The organism is Promicromonospora vindobonensis, assembly GCF_042685865.1.
Lineage (GTDB): Bacteria > Actinomycetota > Actinomycetes > Actinomycetales > Cellulomonadaceae > Promicromonospora > Promicromonospora vindobonensis.
On sequence record NZ_JBHUOG010000002.1, the window covers coordinates 3025415 to 3042243 of the forward strand.

Sequence of the window (16829 nt, forward strand, 5' to 3'; positions counted from 1 at the left end):
TCGACGGTCAGCCGGCGAGGTGGCTCCACCGCGGCGCGATGCCGACCCACGGACCGACGTCGACGACCTTGCCGTCCATCAGCACCACGACGCGGTCGGCGCGCGCCAGTGCCGCACGCTTCGACGTCGCACCCACCACCGTGGTGCCCCGCTCGCGCAGGGCGGCCCACAGCTCGATCTCGGTCGAGGCGTCGAGCGCGCTGGAGACGTCGTCCGCCAGCAGGAGCTCCGTGTCCGCCGCGAGCGCCCGGGCCAGCGCGAGCCGCTGCACCTGGCCACCGGACAGCCGTACGCCCCGGTGCCCCACGAGGGCGTGCGGGCCGCCTGCTTCTGCCATGTCCTGTGCGAGACGGGCGCCCTGCACCGGGCCGGCGATCTCGCGCGCATGGTCGAGCTGGACGTTGTCCGAGAACGTGCCCGACAGCACCCGTGGCACCTGGGCCACGTGCGCCACCTGACCGGGACGCAGGAACACCTGGGCGTCGGTCACCTCGGTACCGTTCCAGCGGACCTCTCCGGTGTGCTCCATGAGCCCGGCCAGCGCGGACAGCAGCGACGACTTGCCCGACCCGACCTGCCCGAGCAGGAGCACCAGCTCGCCACGACGGATCTCGAGGTCGACGCCCGAGACGCCGATCGTGCCGTCGTCGTGCACGGCGGTGAGGTTACGCAGCTCCAGGCGGTCGAGGGGCTCGCGCCGGGTCGACTCGGGCGCGGGCGCGGTGCCCGCCACCAGGTCCACACCGGACTCCCGCGAGACGAGGTCGACGCCGCCCGCGAACCGTGCCGTCGCCACCTGCCAGGCACGAGTTCCAGGCGCCTCGGTGACCACGGCCCCCGCGACGACGCCGAACCAGGCAAAGCCCATCACGGCGCTCGAGACGAGCAGGGTCGTGGCCAGGTCCCACCGGTCCGTCAGGAAGAACGTCCACGCAGCGACCACGCCGACGTACAGCGTCACCAGCGGCACCGAGTCGAGCACGGCCTGCACCCGGTGCTCGAAGATCGCGGCATTGACGCGACCCGAGTCGACCTCGCCGAGGTGCCTGCGCACGTCGGGCGTCCGTGCGGCCAGCTTCACCGTGCGGGCCGAGTCGAGCGCGGAGACCAGGGCGCGACCGAACCGGGCGCGTGCCGCCGACGAGCCGGCGGCCGAGCGGCCGGCGATCGGCCGGCCGATCGCCGAGGCCGCCGCCGACACCACCATGACGGCGAGCAGGACGGCGCCGGCTGTCCAGGTCCCGCTGATCAGCGCCGTCACCGCGACGATGGCGAGGCCGTTGACGAAGTCGACCCAGCGGTCCGCGTACCGCACGAAGCGGTCGGCGTCCATCGAGCGGGCCACGACCTCGCCGGGTGGCGTGGCGGGCAGCCGGTGCTGCCGGGTCTGCCCGTGCATGACCGACATCCGGATCCGCAGCAGCACCTCGACCCACCAGCGCGGGTACACGCCCAGCGCGCGGGAGATGAACAGTGGCTGCAGCAGCAGCAGCACGGCAAGCGCAACCAGCAGGTTCACCGGCAGCTCGCCGGTGCCGACCTGCTCGACGGTGCGGCCCCACAGGAACCCGGTGAGTGCACCCTGGGCCGCTACGAGGCTCGCCAGGAGGAACAGGAGTGCCCCGAACAGGCCCCACTTGGGGCGCACGAACAGGGCGTGCAGCACGCCGCGTGCGAGGCTCGGCCCGTCACCGGGCGGGGTCAGGTCGGGCGGCGTCCCTGCACGACGACGGCCACCGACCGCATCGGGCTCGGCGGTGCCGGGTTCGGGTTCGGTGCTGCGGGCGGGATCTGTAGCGGCTGCGCCAGCGTCGGGCACGCTGCCGTCGGCTGCCGGAGCCGTCACCGACCGGGCACGCGCCTCGGCCGCGGCGTCGGTCTCGTGACCAGCACCGGCGCCGTCCAGGGACCCGTCGCTCGCACCGGCCTCCAGCAGCGACCGGAAAGGACCGGGCGTGCGGGCGAGGGTCGCACGCGGGCCCTGCTGCACGACGCGGCCGTGGTCGAGGACCGCCACGAGATGAGCCCGCTCGATGGTGCCGAGCCGGTGCGCGATCAGCACGCCCGTGCGCCCGCTGAGCAGCCGGTCCGACGCCGCGACGACACGCGCCTCGGTGAGCGGGTCCATCCGCGCGGTCGCCTCGTCGAGCACCACGAGCTGGACGTGCCGGACGAGGAGCCGCGCGAACGCGACAAGCTGCTCCTCCCCTGCGGACAGCGTGGTGCCGCCAGGGCCGAGGAGGGTGTCGAGGCCGTCAGGCATGCCCGCGGCCCAGTCGGTCAGCCCGAGCTCGCGCACGGCGCTCTCGATGTCCGAGCGCGGGACGTCGGAGAACAGCGCGATGTTCTCCGCGAGCGTTCCCGCGATGATCTCGGTGCGCTGCGTGACCACGCCGACGGCGCCGCGCAGCTTCTGCAGGTCCAGGTCGCGCACGTCGGATCCGCCGAGGAACACCGACCCGCGCTCCGGCTCGACGGCGCGCGACAGCAGCGCGGCGAGCGTGGACTTGCCCGAACCGGTGCGGCCGACGAGCGCGATCGTCTCGCCGGCGGGGACCGTCAGCTCGACGCCGCTCAGGGCGAACGTGCCCTCCGCGTAGGCGAAGGACAGGTCCCGCAGCTCGAGGCCGAGCGGCCCCTCCGGCAGGTCGTCGCCGCCGTCGGGCTCCGGCTCGACGGACAGCATCTGCCGGATGCGCAGGACTGCGCCGAGGCCCTCCTGGATGTCCGGCAGGTGGTGCACCAGGTTGTCCATCTGCCCCACGAACATGGCGGTGACCAGGAACAGCGTGACGAGCTGGTCCACCGACAGGCCCCCGTCGGCCGCGACCACCGCGCAGACGACCGCGGTCCCGGCGAGCAGGGCGTACATGACCAGCCCGGCCCGGCGCAGCAGGCGCTCCTCGACGCGCACCACCGCGCGGAACTTGTCGTGCACGACCGCCGACAGCTGCGCCACGCGGCGCACGGCGAATGCCTGTCCCAGGCTGGTGCGCAGGTCGTTCCGCGCGGCGACGGCCTCCTCGAAGGCTGCTGCGTGGTCGGTCCACGCGGCCTCCTCGATGACCTTGCGGCGCGAGATCTCGCCGAGCAGAGGCCGGGTGAGCAGGGCGACGATCCCGCCCAGCACGGGGAACAGGAACCAGGCCGGCCACCAGGTGACGCCCGCGATGATCCACATGGGCACGACGCCGACGACCGTGCGCCCAGCGCCCCAGAGCTGACGGCGCACGAGGGTGCCGACGGCGTGCGTGTCGTCATCGACCCGGTCGAGCACCTCTCCGACCGCCTGCTCGGACAGGGTCGCCAGCGGCTGGCGGAGCGCCGCGCTGAGCAGGTCGCTCCGGAGCTTGCCCTCCGCGCGGTCCACGACACTGGCCCAGACCACCTGCCCGACGCCGTCGAACAGCGCACCACCCACCACGCACGCGGCGAGCAGCATCAGCCCCACGAGCGTGGCGTCCGCCGCCAGCTGCCCGGCCGCGACCGTGCCGAGGGCCTGGCCGATGGCACCGGCGGTGAGGGCGAGGAGCGCGACGACGGCAGCCGCACCGCGCAGCCTGCGCCAGTCGAGCCGGCGTGCCGGATCGTCCGTCAGGAGGTGTGCAGGGCGAGGCGACGCCTCCGGAACGGGCGCTGTCTCGTGGGTCTGCGGTGCGTCGATCATCGTTTCCTGAGGCTACGTCGAGACACCGACAGTCCCCGCCTCTTTTTCCACGGAGCGACCAAGCTCACGCCACCGGCTCCCCGGACATGTCAGACCCCCAGGTCACTCCGGTGACCTGGGGGTCTGACACATCGGCAGGAGATCAGAGAGACGCGAGCGCCTCGTTGAAGGTCTTGCTCGGGCGCATCACCGCGTTGACCTTGGCCTCGTCCGGGCGGTAGTAGCCACCGATCTCGGCAGGCTTGCCCTGGACCGCGAGCAGCTCCTCCACGATCGTCTGCTCACCGGCGGCCAGCGCCTCGGCGAGCGGCTTGAACGTGGCGGCCAGCTCGGCGTCGTCGGACTGCGTGGCCAGCTCCTTGGCCCAGTACAGGCCGAGGTAGAAGTGCGAGCCACGGTTGTCGATGGTGCCGAGCTTGCGGCCAGGGGAGCGGTCCTCGGCGAGGAACGTCCCGGTGGCCCGGTCGAGCGTGTCGGCGAGGACCTGGGCCCTTGCGTTGCCCTCGCTCGTGGCGAGGTGCTCGAAGGACGCCGCCAGCGCGAAGAACTCACCGAGCGAGTCCCAGCGCAGGTAGTCCTCCTCGACGAGCTGCTGCACGTGCTTCGGCGCGGAGCCGCCGGCACCCGTCTCGAACAGGCCGCCGCCGTTCATCAGCGGCACGATCGACAGCATCTTCGCCGACGTGCCGACCTCGAGGATCGGGAACAGGTCGGTGTTGTAGTCGCGCAGCACGTTGCCGGTCACCGAGATGGTGTCCAGCCCCATGCGGATGCGGGCCAGCGAGTACGCCGTCGCCTCCGCGGGGTCCATGATGAGGATCTCGAGGCCGTCGGTGTCGTGCTCCGGCAGGTACTGCTCGATCTTCTTGATCAGGTTGGCGTCGTGCTCGCGACGCGAGTTCAGCCAGAACACCGCCGGGGTGGCGGAGGCGCGGGCGCGGGTGACGGCCAGCTTGATCCAGTCGCGGATCGGGGCGTCCTTGGTCTGGCAGGCGCGCCAGACGTCGCCGGAGCGGACCGCGTGCTCCATGACCACGTCGCCCGCACCGTTGAGGATCCGGACGGTGCCGTCGGCTGCGATCTCGAACGTCTTGTCGTGCGAGCCGTACTCCTCGGCGGCCTGCGCCATGAGGCCGACGTTCGGGACCGAGCCCATCGTGGCCGGGTCGAGCGCGCCGTTGGCACGGCAGTCGTCGATGACGGTCTGGTAGATGCCCGCATAGGACGAGTCCGGGATCACCGCGAGGGTGTCGGCCTCTTCGCCCTCTGGGCCCCACATGTGGCCGCCGATGCGGATCATGGCGGGCATCGAGGCGTCGACGATGACGTCCGACGGCACGTGGAGGTTGGTGATGCCCTTGTCGGAGTTCACCATCGCCATCTTCGGGCCGTCGGCAAGGGCCGCGTCGAACGCGGCGCGGATCTCGGCGCCGTTCGGCAGGGCGCCGAGCCCGGTGAAGATGCCAGCCAGGCCGTCGTTGGCCGACAGCCCGGCCGCTGCAAGGTCCTGGCCGTACTTCTCGAAGACCGGCTTGAAGAAGGCCTTCACCACGTGGCCGAAGATGATCGGGTCGGAGACCTTCATCATCGTGGCCTTGAGGTGCACGGAGAACAGCACGCCGTCGGCCTTGGCCCGCTCGATCGACTCGACGAGGAACGTGTCCAGCGCGGCGGCGTCGAGGAACGTGCCGTCGACGACCTCGCCCGCGAGGACGGGCAGCGACTCCTTGAGCACGGTCACGGTGCCGTCAGCGGCGACGTGCTCGATGCGCAGGGTGTCGTCGGCCTCGATGACCACGGACTTCTCGTTGGAGAAGAAGTCGTCGTGGCCCATCGTCGCGACATTGGTCTTCGACTCCGGCGACCACGCGCCCATGCGGTGCGGGTGGGCCTTCGCGTAGTTCTTGACCGACGCGGGGGCACGGCGGTCGGAGTTGCCCTGACGCAGCACGGGGTTCACGGCGGAGCCCATGACGCGGCCGTAGCGCTCGCGCGCGTCCTTCTCAGCGTCCGTCCCGACGCTCTCCGGGAAGTCCGGGAGGTCGTAGCCGAGGCTCCGCAGCTCCGCGATGGCAGCCTTCAGCTGCGGCAGCGACGCCGAGATGTTGGGCAGCTTGATGATGTTGGCCGACGGGTCGTGCGCCAGCTCGCCCAGCTCGGCGAGCGCGTCGGGCTGACGCTGCTCCTCCGTGAGACGCTCCGGGAACTGGGCGATGATGCGGCCGGCGAGCGAGATGTCGCGGGTCTCGACGTCCACACCGGCCTTGGCCGCGTACGCCGAGACGATCGGCAGGAACGAGTAGGTCGCAAGAAGCGGGGCCTCGTCCGTATGGGTATAGATGATCTTGGACATGGGTGTGGCTGACTCCCCGGGTGTTGGAAATGTGCCGATCTCTCGACATCAAGATACCTGAGTCCCCCGCACCCTCCAGAATCGCGAGACGCACCTCACGCTCGCGAGCGCGCCTGCTTGGTTGTGGGCGTGATCGTTGCGACTACGCGCCGGTTTTAGGCGCAACGATCACGCCCACAACCAAGCACCTCAGATCAGGCCGAGCGAGCGGACCGCGTCGCGCTCCTCCGACAGCTCTGCGACGCTCGCGTCGATGCGGCCACGGGAGAACTCGTCGATCTCGAGGCCCTCGACGATCTTCCACTCGCCGCTGCCGTCCGACGTCACGGGGAAGGACGAGACGAGCCCCTCGGGAACGCCGTACTCGCCCGAGGACCACAGCCCCGCGGACGTCCAGTCCCCCTCGGGCGTGCCGTGGGTCCAGTCGCGCACGTGCGCGATCGCCGCGCTCGCGGCCGACGCCGCCGACGAGGCCCCGCGCGCCTGGATGATCGCGGCCCCTCGCTTGGCAACGGTCGGGATGAAGTCGTCGGTGAGCCAGGCGGTGTCCGCGGCGATCTCGGCACCAGGACGGCCGCCGACCTCCGCGCGGAACAGGTCGGGGTACTGCGAGGCGGAGTGGTTGCCCCAGATGGTGAGCTTCTTGATGTCCGCGACGGCGGTCCCGGTCTTGGCCGCGACCTGCGAGAGGGCGCGGTTGTGGTCCAGGCGGGTCATCGCGGTGAACCGGGTGGCCGGCACGTCCGGCGCGTTCGACGCCGCGATCAGCGCGTTGGTGTTGGCAGGGTTGCCGACCACGAGCACCCGGACGTCGGCGGCGGCACCCTCGTTGATGGCGCGACCCTGCGGGCCGAAGATGCCGCCGTTGGCCTCCAGGAGGTCGGCGCGCTCCATACCGGGGCCGCGCGGGCGGGCACCGACGAGGAGCGCCACGTTGACCCCGTCGAAGGCCTTGACCGGGTCGTCGAAGATCTCGACGCCGGCCAGAGTGGGAAAGGCGCAGTCGTCGAGCTCCATCGCGGTGCCTTCGGCGGCGGCGACGGCCTGCGGGATCTCGAGGAGGCGGAGCCGTACTGGCGTGTCCGCGCCGAGCATCTCGCCCGCAGCTATGCGGAAGAGCAGCGCGTACCCGATCTGGCCAGCGGCTCCAGTGACGGTGACGTTCACGGGTTCAGTCATGGCACCACTCTCGCATCGACCGACCCGCCTCGCCCAGCCCCCACGCGACATCGGCCGACCTTGCTCAACGACTGCCGCCGACCCACCGCAGGAAATGCGGTCAAGGGCTGCGCGGGTACGGTGAAGAAAATACCTGCGTCCATTCAGGTTTTGCTCAGCCAGGTAATGGCAGGATGTGCGCGACATCGCACGCACGCCGCCATGACGCGCACCGAATGGTGTGCCACTGAAAGGATCTGACTTCATGTCCCAGGACCTCGCCGCGACCCGCGGCGTCTCCGAGGTCGAAGAGCGGTCTTCGAGCCTGCTCTCCCGCCTGCTCGCCGAGACCTTCGGCACGTTCCTGCTGACGCTCGTGATCGTGGGTGTGCTCGTCTACAGCCCGCTGAACACCGTCGGCGGGCTCGGCATCGCACTCGGTGGCGCCTTTGCCTACATCGCGGGTGCCGCGGCCGTCGGTCGTGTCTCCGGCGCGCACTTCAACCCGGCGATCTCGCTGGGCGCCTGGCTCGGCGGGCGGATCTCGATCACCAGCATGTTCAGCTACTGGGGTGGGCAGCTCGTCGGCGCCGTCCTGGCCGCTGCCGTGCTCTTCGCGACGATCCCCCAGCCGCTCGTCGAGCTCCTCGGCAAGCAGAGCACGTCCGACGTCTTCGACTCGGCGGTGAACGGCTTCTCGACGCGCTCCCCGCTCTACCTGCAGACGCAGGGTGGCGCGCAGTTCGACTGGCTGCCCGCGCTGCTCGTCGAGATCATCATCTCCGCGGTGCTCGTGGGCGTCTACCTGGGCGCCAACGACCCGCGCCGCAGGATCGGCTACGCCCCCGTCGCCGTCGGTAGCGCCATCGCCGCACTGACCCTGGTGTCGTGGTTCGTCACGAACACCGGCATGAACCCGGCCCGTTCGACCGCGGCAGCGGTCTTCGCCAACGAGTGGGGCCAGCTCTGGCTGTTCTGGGTCGCCCCGCTGGTCGGTGCTGCCCTGGCCGCGCTGTTCTACCGCGCATTTGCCTCTGGTGAGGCCGAGGAGCTCGAGGAGCTCGACGAGGACGACGACGAGGACGAGGGCAAGGACGACGAGGAAGCCTTCTCCACCGTGACGCCGACCCCCGAGACGTCGACCCCCGAGGCCGAGGCCGAGACCACGGCGACGGACGAGGCGACCGAGCCGGAGTCCGAGCCCGCGAAGAAGACCGAGCCCGCGAAGAAGGCCGACGACAAGGCCTGACCGCCGGCAACCGCTCGCACGACGGCGGGGCCGCACCTTCCGTACGGGAGGTGCGGCCCCGCCGTCGTGCGGGCGTTGTGTCCCGCTTGCGTAGACCGTGCGCCGATCAGCCGCCGTTTGCCGGAGCGCCACCCCACGGCGATACGATCCCGCATCATGGCCGACACGAAGCAGACGCCCGGGGAGGAACCGGAGCCCGTTGCCCCCGCAGCGGAGCCGGCCACCGCATCAGCACGGTCGAAGACCGCCCAGAAGGCTCGTCCGGCCGGGTCGGGGCACGGCCCAGCCTCCGGCAAGAACGGCTCCTCCCCCGCAGAGGACGCACGGGACGCGGAGGGCGCGGCACCCGCACAGGACGCCGACGGCGCGGCCGAGGACGACGCTCCCGCCACGGACGGCCCCGCCACGGACGGCCCGGTCCCGGACTCCGAGTCCGACTCCGTCGACGACGCTGACGCTGACGCTGACGACACCGACGCCGACACCGACGACGACGACGTCGACGTCGACGTCGACGTCGACGTCGAGGACGACACCACCGCGGAAGGCACCGCGGTCGAGTCGGGCAACGACCAGGCAAAGGGCCCTGAACCCGAGCTTGCCGGTGAGGACGACGCTCCCGCAGGCCCCTACCCGACCCGGGTGGGCTGGGTGGTCGCCGCGTTCCTGTTCTTCTGGCCCCTCGCGATCCCTGCGCTCGTGCTGTCGATGCGGACTGCCGAGGCCAACGGCACGGGAAACACGCGCCGCGCGAAGAAGTCCTCGGTGCGCGCCCTCGACTTCGCCCTGGGTGGCGTCGTCATCGGTGCGCTCGGCATCGTCGGGCTGGCGGTCGGCATCGCTGCCGCGCCGACGTACGCCTCGTCGCTCCCGGCGGGGTTCGTCTCGACGGTCAAGTCCTTCGTTCCGCCGGCTCTGGCGGCCCCGCTCGGCATCACGCAGCCTGACGACGACGCAGAGCTCGCCGCTCCGACGTCGTCCCCGACCCCGAGCGACGACCCGTACGCGACGGCCGACCCGTACGCCCCGGAACCGGACGCGGACGGCCCGATCGCGTTGCCGACGCCCGAGATCGGGGACCAGGCGGGCTCGACCGACGAGCCGACGTCGTCGTCGGACCCTGCGGCCACGACCGGCGCAGAGATCCCGGACCTGGCGGTGGGCGACTGCTTCGACACGGCGGCGACGTCGGGCCAGACCACGCTGTACCGGATCCCGGTGGTGCCGTGCACCACGGCACACGGCGGCGAGATCTACGCGGAGACGACGGCGCCGGACAGCCTCGCGAAGAACGGCGAGACGCCCACCCAGCAGGAGCTGTGGGACGCGGCCGACGCGTACTGCTACCCGGAGTTCACGAAGTTCGTCGGCCTGCGATGGGCCAAGTCGGAGCTGCAGTACTGGCCGATCGCACCGTCGGAGCAGAGCTGGGCCGAGGGCGACCGGCGCATCCTGTGCGTCGTCGAGTCGGAGGAGCCGGTGACCGGCTCGCTGGAGGGCGCGGAGCGCTGACGGGCGCGGCGCCGAGAGGCGCGGCGCCGCCGGCGACCGGCCGTCAGATGCTGGGCGTCGCCACGGCGAGCACGCCGATCAGGACCGCCGTGGCGCCGTACAGCACGATGTCCACCGTCCGCGTCCGGATCACCAGGCCCACCGGGCTGTCGAGCACCGCGCGGAAGATCGCACAGACCACCAGGACCACGCCGATCCCGATCGCGCCGGCGCGCGCCCCTGCCGTCATGCCGAGCAGGACCGAGATGACGACGCCGACGAGGACGAGCCAGATGGCGAGGTTGCTGCGCTGCAGCTCCGGCATCATGTCGAGACTCTCGCCGCTGGATGGCTCACTGCGGTCGAGCTCCTGGCTGGTCGTCGTGGTGGCCGTGGTCGGACTGGCCTCTCTGGTGCGTTCGAGCGTAGCTGTTCCGGCCGAGCCCGGCTCGAGGAGCGTCGTAGCGCCACCCGGTGCGCCGGGGGCAGTCCGCGTCTCACTGAGATCCACGGGACGAGGGTACAACCGAAACGTCGCGATTCTGGAGAGCCGTGACCTGCTTGCAACCTGAATGACAGCGCGTTCCCAGGTTGGCGGCCCGCGGGCTACCGTGAGGTCCATGCCCGCGACTTCAGCACAGGTCCTCAGCAGCGTCGTCATCGTGGGTGCGGGACTGGCGGGAGCCCAAACCGCCGCAGCGTTGCGCAAGCACGGATTCGAGGGCCGGGTGACGGTGCTCGGCGCGGAAGGACTGCCGCCCTACGACCGTCCCCCGCTGTCCAAGGAGCTCCTCAAACGCACCGAACCGGTATGGCTCGCCGACGACCTCGGCGTCGACCTGCCCGCGCTCGCCGACGATCTGCGGCTCGCCGACCCGGCGGTTCGCCTCGAGGTGGACCGGGAGCGGGTGGTGGTGCGGACGACGTCGGGCGACGACGTCACGGCCGACGCCGTGGTCCTCGCCTCCGGCAGCGAACCCGTCCGGCCGGCGGGCTGGGATGCCACCGTCACGCTGCACACGTCCGCCGACGCCGAGCGGCTGCGCGCGGCCCTCGTGCCCGGCATGCGGCTCGTCGTGGTGGGCGCCGGCTGGATCGGCGCGGAGGTCGCCGGGGTCGCCGCTGGGGCCGGCGCACGCGTCACGGTCGTGGAAGCGGGCCAGGTCCCGCTGGAGCGGCAGCTCGGCCGCAAGGTGGGCAACCTGCTCGCCCCCTGGTACGACGCCGCCGGGGTCACCCTGGTCACGGGCGTCGCCGTCGACCAGGTGCTGCCTGGCTCGCACGACGAGGCGCCGGACGGCGCGCGCGTGACGCTCGCCGACGGCAGCGTTCTGGAGGCCGACCTCGTGCTGGCCGCCGTCGGTGCGCGGCCGGCGTCGGGATGGCTCGCCGGCTCCTTGCCGCGCGAGTCGAACGGCGGGCTGCGGGTCAACCGCGCGGGCCGGTTCATGGGGCTGCGCTCCCCCACCGACCCGGCGGGCGGACTGCACCTCGACGCGCTGCGCCGTGTCTGGGTGGTGGGCGACCTCGCGACGCGCGAGCACCCGGTGTTCGGGCCGGTCCCCGGCGGTCACTGGTCGGCGGCGCTGCACGACCCCGACGTCACCGTGCGGGCGCTGCTCGGCCTCGACGAGCGCGCAGCAGAACCCGAGCACGTGCGGGCGCGGCTCGGGCTGGCGCCCATCCCTGCGCACGCGCCGTACGTCTTCTCCCAGCAGCTGGGGCACGACCTGGCGCTGTTCGGCGTGCCGTCCCCGTTCGACGAGGTGGTGCTGCGGGGCGACCCGGGCTCGGGCGGCTGGGCCGCGCTCTACCTGGAGAACGCGCTGGACCGGCACCCACGCCGCACCTCGGACGGTCACCGGGTGGTGACCGTCCGGGCGGTGCTGCTCGTCGACTCCCCGCGTGAGGTGGGGCAGGTCCGCAAGCTGATGAACCGCGACGTCCCGCTCAGGGTCGACCTGGACCGTGCTCTGAACCCGGCGACCAAGCTCAAGGACGCGGTGGTCTGAGTAGCCAGGGCTCACTCCCTCACCCCCGATCCCCTGTGAGACCGAGGTTTCTCCGCTGTGGACCGGCCCAAAGCGGAGAAAGCCAGGTCTCGAAAGAGAGTGTCAGTGGGCGAAGTGGCGGGTGCCCGTCAGGTACATCGTGATGCCGGCCGCCTCGGCAGCCTTCACGACCTCGTCGTCACGGATCGAGCCGCCCGGCTGCACGACGGCGGCGACCCCGGCGTCGAGCAGCACCTGCAGGCCGTCCGCGAACGGGAAGAAGGCGTCCGACGCCGCGACGGCGCCCCGGGCGCGCTCGGCGCCGTCGGCCAGGGTGTTGGCGCGCTCGACCGAGAGCCTGCACGAGTCCACGCGGTTCACCTGGCCCATGCCGATACCAACGGCGGCGCCGTCCCTGGCGAGCAGGATCGCGTTCGACTTCGCGGCGCGCACGGCCTTCCACGCGAACTCGAGGTCCGCGAGCACCTCGGGCGACGCCGCCTCTCCGGTCGCGAGGGTCCAGCTCTCCGGGGCGTCGCCGTCGGCCTGGAACCGGTCCGTGGCCTGCATGAGCAGCCCGCCCGAGATCGGCCGGGTCTCGACGGTGCCGGACGGAGCCCTGGGCACGACCAGCAGCCGGATGTTCTTCTTGGCCCGCAGGATCTCGAGCGCCTCCGGCTCGAACCCGGTCGCCACCACGACCTCGGTGAACACGGGGGCGATCTGCTGCGCAGCGGCAACCGTGATCACGCCGTTGGCCGCGATCACGCCGCCGTAGGCGCTGACCGGGTCCGTCGCGTGCGCCTTCGCGTGCGCTGCGGCGATGTCGCCACCGACGGCGATCCCGCACGGGTTGGCGTGCTTGATGATCGCCACGGCGGGGCCTTCGTGGTCCCAGGCGGCCCGCCACGCGGCGTCGGCATCGACGTAGTTGTTGTAGCTCATGGCCTTGCCGTGCAGCTGCTCGGCCTGGGCCAGGCCCGTGACGCCGTCGCCGCGCGTGTACAGGGCGGCACGCTGGTGCGGGTTCTCACCGTAGCGGAGGACGTCCGCGCGCTCCCAGGTTCCGCCGGCCCACGCGGGGAAGCCGGTCGAGACGGGTCCGTCGGCACCGTCCACCACGTCGGTCGGCGCGAGCACCGACCCCATCCAGGACGCCACGGCGACGTCGTACGTCGCGGTGTGCACGAACGCCGCGGCGGCGAGCGCCTTGCGCTGGGCATAGGTGAAGCCGCCGGCCAGGACGGCGGCCACGACGTCGTCGTACCGCGCGGGGTCCACGACGACGGCGACCGACGGGTGGTTCTTCGCCGCGGCGCGCACCATGGACGGCCCGCCGATGTCGATCTGCTCGACGACGGCGTCCGGCTCGGCCCCCGACGCCACGGTCGCGGCGAACGGGTAGAGGTTCACGACGACGAGCTCGAACGGCGCGATCTCCAGGTCCGCGAGCTGGTCGAGGTGGTCCTGCTTGCGGGTGTCGGCCAGGATGCCCGCGTGCACACGGGGGTGCAGCGTCTTGACGCGGCCCTCGAGACACTCGGGGAACCCGGTCAGCTGCTCGACGGGGGTGACAGGGATCCCTGCGTCGGCGATCCTCGACGCGGTGGAGCCGGTCGAGACGAGCTCGACGCCCGCGCCGTGCAGCGCGGTGGCGAGCTCGATCAGGCCGGTCTTGTCGTAGACGCTCAGCAGCGCGCGCCGGACGGGGCGCTGCGAGTCGTCGGTGAGCTGGACATCAGGTGTGGACGGGGCGCCGGACATGGCGGTTCTCCTCGGAGGTAGCTTCGCGGAAAACCCTGGCACCCAGGCGGGCGGCGCGCATCACGGGTCGCTCGGCCGCTCCCCGGTGGTGACCCACCCTCGCCAGTCACGGCCACCGGCAGTCTAGCCGCGCGCCGTCGGACGGCGAACCGAACCCTGGCCGGGGTGGTCGGGGCACCGACCCCGACCACCCCACGCGGCTCCGGGAGCTCCGGTCAGTACGTGTAGCGGTGCACCGTCTCCGGGTGGATGACGACACGGACCTGCTCGCCGGCCAGGATCGCGGCGAGGTCGCCCGCCCGCACCTGGTCGTCGAGGTCCCAGTACCGCGCGGCGAGGCGGGCGGCCAGCTCGTGCGCCCCGTCGGTCTCGACCGTGGCGCGGCCGGCGACCGATACCCAGCGCTCCCGCTCACCCACCGGTGCCGCGACGACCAGCGAGGCGCGGGGGTCGCGGCTCAGGCGCCGCAGCTTCAGGGAGCCGGGCTCGGTGAAGATCTGGACGGTTCCCTCCGCCGTGGCCTCGAACCACACGGGCCGGGGCTGCGGCGGCTGTGTCCCGCCCGCGACGGACAGGAACCCGTGCAACGGGCGCCCGAGGAACTCGAGGTCCTCGGCGGTCAGGTTCGTACTGTTGCTCATGACGGCGAGTCAACCCCACCTCGACGGACGGGTCCATGGGTAAGAACCCTGATCACCTTTGTGATCGTCTTACGATCCGTTCGCCGGCAGGTCCGAGAGGTCCAGGACGAACCGGTAGCGCACGTCGTTCGCGGCGAGTCGTCGCATCGCCGTGGCCACCTCTGCGGACGGCAGCACCTCGACGTCGGCGGTGATGCCGTGCTCACTGCAGAAGTCGAGGAGCTCCTGCGTGCGCGGCCGGCCGCCGCTCCCTGCCGACGCCAGGCTCTTGCGGCCCACGAGCAGGTCCATCGTCTCGAGCGAGATCGGCCCCAGGTGGCCGAGCGAGCAGAGGGTGCCGTCGAGCGCGACGAGGCGCAGCAGCTGCCCGAGGTCGTGCGGCGCGGAGATCGTGTCGATCAGCAGGTCGATACTGCTCGCCACGCGCGCCAGGTCCTGCTCGTCGGTGGTGACGACCACGTCGTCGGCCCCGAGGCTCCGGGCGTCGGCCGACTTCCCGGACGTCCGGGTCAGCACCACCACCCGAGCGCCCAGCGCCTTGGCGAGGCGCACCGCGAGGTGCCCGAGGCCACCGAGGCCGGCCACACCGACCGTCATGCCGGGTCCGGCGCCCCATCGGCGCAGCGGCTCCCAGACCGTCACGCCCGCGCACAGCAGTGGCGCGACGGCGGCCGGGTCGAGGTTCTCCGGACGGTGATAGGCGAAGCTCTCGCGGACCACGTACTCGCCGGAGAACCCGCCGAGCGTCGGCGTGCCGTCGTGCCGGTCGCGACCGCCGTAGGTGAGCGTCGGGAACTGGACGCAGAAGTTCTCCTGGCCCGCCCGGCACATGGCGCAGACCCCGCAGGAGTCGACGATGTTGCCGACGGCCACCTGGTCGCCGACCTGGAACCGCGTGACCTCGGGCCCTGCGGCGACCACCTCGCCCACGAACTCGTGGCCAGGAACCAGCAGGTCGCCCCCGGCCCCGTGCGAGTGCGCGCGCAGCGCCGACAGGTCGGTGTAGCAGACCCCGCAGTAGGTGACGCGCACGGCAAGGTCGTCCGGGCGCAGCTCCCTGCGCTCGATGGTCCGGAGCGTGAGCTCTTCCTCGGAACCCAGTGCCCCATAGCCGGTGGTGCTGCGCATGTGCGCTCCTCAAAGTAAACAGACTGTTCTGTCTGTTTCGACAGTACGGCACTCGTGGCGAGGCAGGCAAGCGAGCGGACGGTATGGTCGCCACGTGGCAGACAGGAAGCCCCCCACCGCCCGCGGTGCGGCGACATGGGACCGGATCCTGGACGCGGCGACCGCCGAGTTCGCCCAGCACGGCTTCTCCGGCGCCCGGATCGACCGCATCACGAGCACCGCCCGGACGAACAAGGCGCAGCTCTACGGCTACTTCGGCACGAAGGACGAGCTGTTCGACGCCGTCCTGGCCGCGTCGTTCCGCCAGATCATCGACCTGGCCACCATCGACGCGAACGATCTGCCAGGCTGGGCGGTGCGGCTCTACGACGAGTACCTGGCACACCCCGACATCGTCCGGCTGGCCACGTGGTCGCGGCTGGAACGGAGCCCTCGTGGGCACCTCGTGGCAGAGGCCGAGCGCCAGGACGGGGAGAAGCTGGCCGCGATCGCCGCCGCCCAGCAGGCCGGCGCCGTCGTACCCGGCGACCCGTTCGACGTGATGGCCATGGTGATCGGCATGTCCATGGCCTGGTCGCCGGTCAGCAACGTGTACGCGGCCCACGCCGGCGAGGCCCAGGCGGAGCACCGGCGACGGCGGGAGTTCCTGCGCGAGGCGGTCCGCCGCGCGGTCACCCCTGGCTGACCGCGCGCATCGGGCCGGGCCCGGTCACGCAGGCGCGGCCTTCAGGCCGACGCCGCAGGAATCCGCACGCCGATGCCCAGCAGCTCCCAGGCACGGGTGGCCCTGCGCACCCGGCCGGCCTGTCCGACCCCGGACAGCCCGCCGGCCACCATCGAGACGGCGAGCAGCAGGTCCTCCGACGTCGTCCCTGGTGGCACCTCACCTGCCGTGAGCGCATCCTCCAGCCGGGTCCCCAGCACGACGGCGACCCGCTCGCCAAGGGCGCCGAGACGCCCGTCGGGCGCCTCCGACCGGACCAGGTCCACGAAACCGACCGAGTCGACCGCGTGCCGGGTGACCAGCCCGAGCAGGTCGGGCAGCCCCGCGCCCGGGTCCGCCGCGAGCTGCTCGACGGCGGCCACCTGCTCCTCGAAGACCGCCACCACGAGGTCCAGCCGCTCCGGGAAGTGGCGGTAGAGGCTGCCCTGCCCGACGCCCGCCCGCTTGGCGACAGCACTCAGCGGTGCGCTGGTCCCCACGGACCCGAAGACCTCGCGGGCCGCCGCCAGCAACGCCGCCCGGTTGCCCGCCGCTGCCCGCGGACCGAGGTTGGGCGCTCCCCCGCGACGCGCTGGAATGCGGGGAACGTCACCGCGTCGAGGGTCGCGAAGCACACCGGTCATGGACCTATCCTAGATACCGGACACTGTTGTCCGGTATCGA

12 protein-coding genes and 1 riboswitch are annotated in these 16829 nt (G+C 72.0%); of the genes, 4 read left to right on the forward strand and 8 right to left on the reverse strand.

Features of this window, described 5'->3' with window-relative positions:
• Positions 1 to 7: 7 nt before the first annotated feature.
• The 3 genes from ACFS27_RS26730 to ACFS27_RS26740 form a co-directional block, all read right to left on the reverse strand.
• A complete protein-coding gene (locus ACFS27_RS26730; RefSeq protein WP_377190022.1) occupies positions 8 to 3667 on the reverse strand; it encodes an ATP-binding cassette domain-containing protein in 3660 nt (1219 codons plus the stop codon).
• Positions 3668 to 3809: 142 nt separating this feature from the next.
• Entirely contained in the window at positions 3810 to 6020 is a 2211-nt protein-coding gene (locus ACFS27_RS26735; protein WP_377190024.1) for an NADP-dependent isocitrate dehydrogenase, read from the reverse strand.
• A gap of 189 nt (positions 6021 to 6209) precedes the next feature.
• Positions 6210 to 7199, reverse strand: coding sequence for a malate dehydrogenase (locus tag ACFS27_RS26740; protein WP_377190026.1), 990 nt, complete (start codon positions 7197 to 7199; stop codon positions 6210 to 6212).
• 244 nt (positions 7200 to 7443) lie between these two features.
• Here ACFS27_RS26740 and ACFS27_RS26745 point away from each other — a divergent pair, with 244 nt between their 5' ends.
• Both ACFS27_RS26745 and ACFS27_RS26750 read left to right on the forward strand, forming a co-directional pair.
• A complete protein-coding gene (locus ACFS27_RS26745) occupies positions 7444 to 8427 on the forward strand; it encodes an MIP/aquaporin family protein (RefSeq protein WP_377190028.1) in 984 nt (327 codons plus the stop codon).
• A 156-nt stretch (positions 8428 to 8583) separates the two neighbouring features.
• Complete coding sequence (locus ACFS27_RS26750; protein ID WP_377190030.1) at positions 8584 to 9939, forward strand: septum formation family protein; 1356 nt, start codon at positions 8584 to 8586, stop codon at positions 9937 to 9939.
• 43 nt (positions 9940 to 9982) lie between these two features.
• Here ACFS27_RS26750 and ACFS27_RS26755 read toward each other — a convergent pair whose 3' ends face one another.
• Entirely contained in the window at positions 9983 to 10429 is a 447-nt protein-coding gene (locus ACFS27_RS26755) for a DUF3017 domain-containing protein (protein ID WP_377190032.1), read from the reverse strand.
• Between the two features lie 109 nt (positions 10430 to 10538).
• On the opposite strand from ACFS27_RS26755, the gene ACFS27_RS26760 reads away from it, so the two are divergent.
• Entirely contained in the window at positions 10539 to 11930 is a 1392-nt protein-coding gene (locus tag ACFS27_RS26760) for an NAD(P)/FAD-dependent oxidoreductase (RefSeq protein WP_377190034.1), read from the forward strand.
• A gap of 102 nt (positions 11931 to 12032) precedes the next feature.
• Here the strand turns inward: ACFS27_RS26760 and purH are convergent, their stop codons facing one another.
• From purH to ACFS27_RS26775, 3 genes are all read right to left on the reverse strand, one after another.
• The gene (purH, locus tag ACFS27_RS26765; RefSeq protein ID WP_377190036.1) at positions 12033 to 13673 is read right to left on the reverse strand and encodes a bifunctional phosphoribosylaminoimidazolecarboxamide formyltransferase/IMP cyclohydrolase; all 1641 of its coding nucleotides are present in this window, start codon (positions 13671 to 13673) and stop codon (positions 12033 to 12035) included.
• A 33-nt stretch (positions 13674 to 13706) separates the two neighbouring features.
• Positions 13707 to 13793, reverse strand: a riboswitch (ZMP/ZTP riboswitch).
• A gap of 95 nt (positions 13794 to 13888) precedes the next feature.
• On the reverse strand, positions 13889 to 14314 hold the full coding sequence (locus tag ACFS27_RS26770; RefSeq protein WP_377190038.1) for a pyridoxamine 5'-phosphate oxidase family protein: 426 nt from the start codon (positions 14312 to 14314) through the stop codon (positions 13889 to 13891).
• Between the two features lie 69 nt (positions 14315 to 14383).
• Positions 14384 to 15442: an NAD(P)-dependent alcohol dehydrogenase gene (locus tag ACFS27_RS26775; protein WP_377190040.1), complete on the reverse strand. Its 1059-nt coding sequence runs from the start codon at positions 15440 to 15442 to the stop codon at positions 14384 to 14386.
• Positions 15443 to 15536: 94 nt separating this feature from the next.
• Here ACFS27_RS26775 and ACFS27_RS26780 point away from each other — a divergent pair, with 94 nt between their 5' ends.
• Positions 15537 to 16127 carry a TetR family transcriptional regulator gene (locus ACFS27_RS26780; RefSeq protein WP_377190042.1) on the forward strand — a complete coding sequence of 197 codons (591 nt, stop codon included), beginning with the start codon at positions 15537 to 15539 and terminating at the stop codon, positions 16125 to 16127.
• Positions 16128 to 16168: 41 nt separating this feature from the next.
• On the opposite strand, the gene ACFS27_RS26785 is transcribed toward ACFS27_RS26780, so the two are convergent.
• Complete coding sequence (locus ACFS27_RS26785; RefSeq protein ID WP_377190044.1) at positions 16169 to 16789, reverse strand: TetR/AcrR family transcriptional regulator; 621 nt, start codon at positions 16787 to 16789, stop codon at positions 16169 to 16171.
• Positions 16790 to 16829 lie beyond the last annotated feature (40 nt).

Bases quoted from the DNA above. Each gene is read 5' to 3' on its own strand.
- ACFS27_RS26745 (WP_377190028.1), top strand. From the start codon at position 7,444: ATGTCCCAGGACCTCGCCGCGACCCGCGGCGTCTCCGAGGTCGAAGAG.
- ACFS27_RS26760 (WP_377190034.1), top strand. From the start codon at position 10,539: ATGCCCGCGACTTCAGCACAGGTCCTCAGCAGCGTCGTCATCGTGGGT.
- ACFS27_RS26740 (WP_377190026.1), bottom strand. From the start codon at position 7,199: ATGACTGAACCCGTGAACGTCACCGTCACTGGAGCCGCTGGCCAGATC.
- ACFS27_RS26785 (WP_377190044.1), bottom strand. From the start codon at position 16,789: ATGACCGGTGTGCTTCGCGACCCTCGACGCGGTGACGTTCCCCGCATT.
- purH (WP_377190036.1), bottom strand. From the start codon at position 13,673: ATGTCCGGCGCCCCGTCCACACCTGATGTCCAGCTCACCGACGACTCG.
- ACFS27_RS26775 (WP_377190040.1), bottom strand. From the start codon at position 15,442: ATGCGCAGCACCACCGGCTATGGGGCACTGGGTTCCGAGGAAGAGCTC.
- ACFS27_RS26730 (WP_377190022.1), bottom strand. From the start codon at position 3,667: ATGATCGACGCACCGCAGACCCACGAGACAGCGCCCGTTCCGGAGGCG.
- ACFS27_RS26750 (WP_377190030.1), top strand. From the start codon at position 8,584: ATGGCCGACACGAAGCAGACGCCCGGGGAGGAACCGGAGCCCGTTGCC.
- ACFS27_RS26770 (WP_377190038.1), bottom strand. From the start codon at position 14,314: ATGAGCAACAGTACGAACCTGACCGCCGAGGACCTCGAGTTCCTCGGG.
- ACFS27_RS26735 (WP_377190024.1), bottom strand. From the start codon at position 6,020: ATGTCCAAGATCATCTATACCCATACGGACGAGGCCCCGCTTCTTGCG.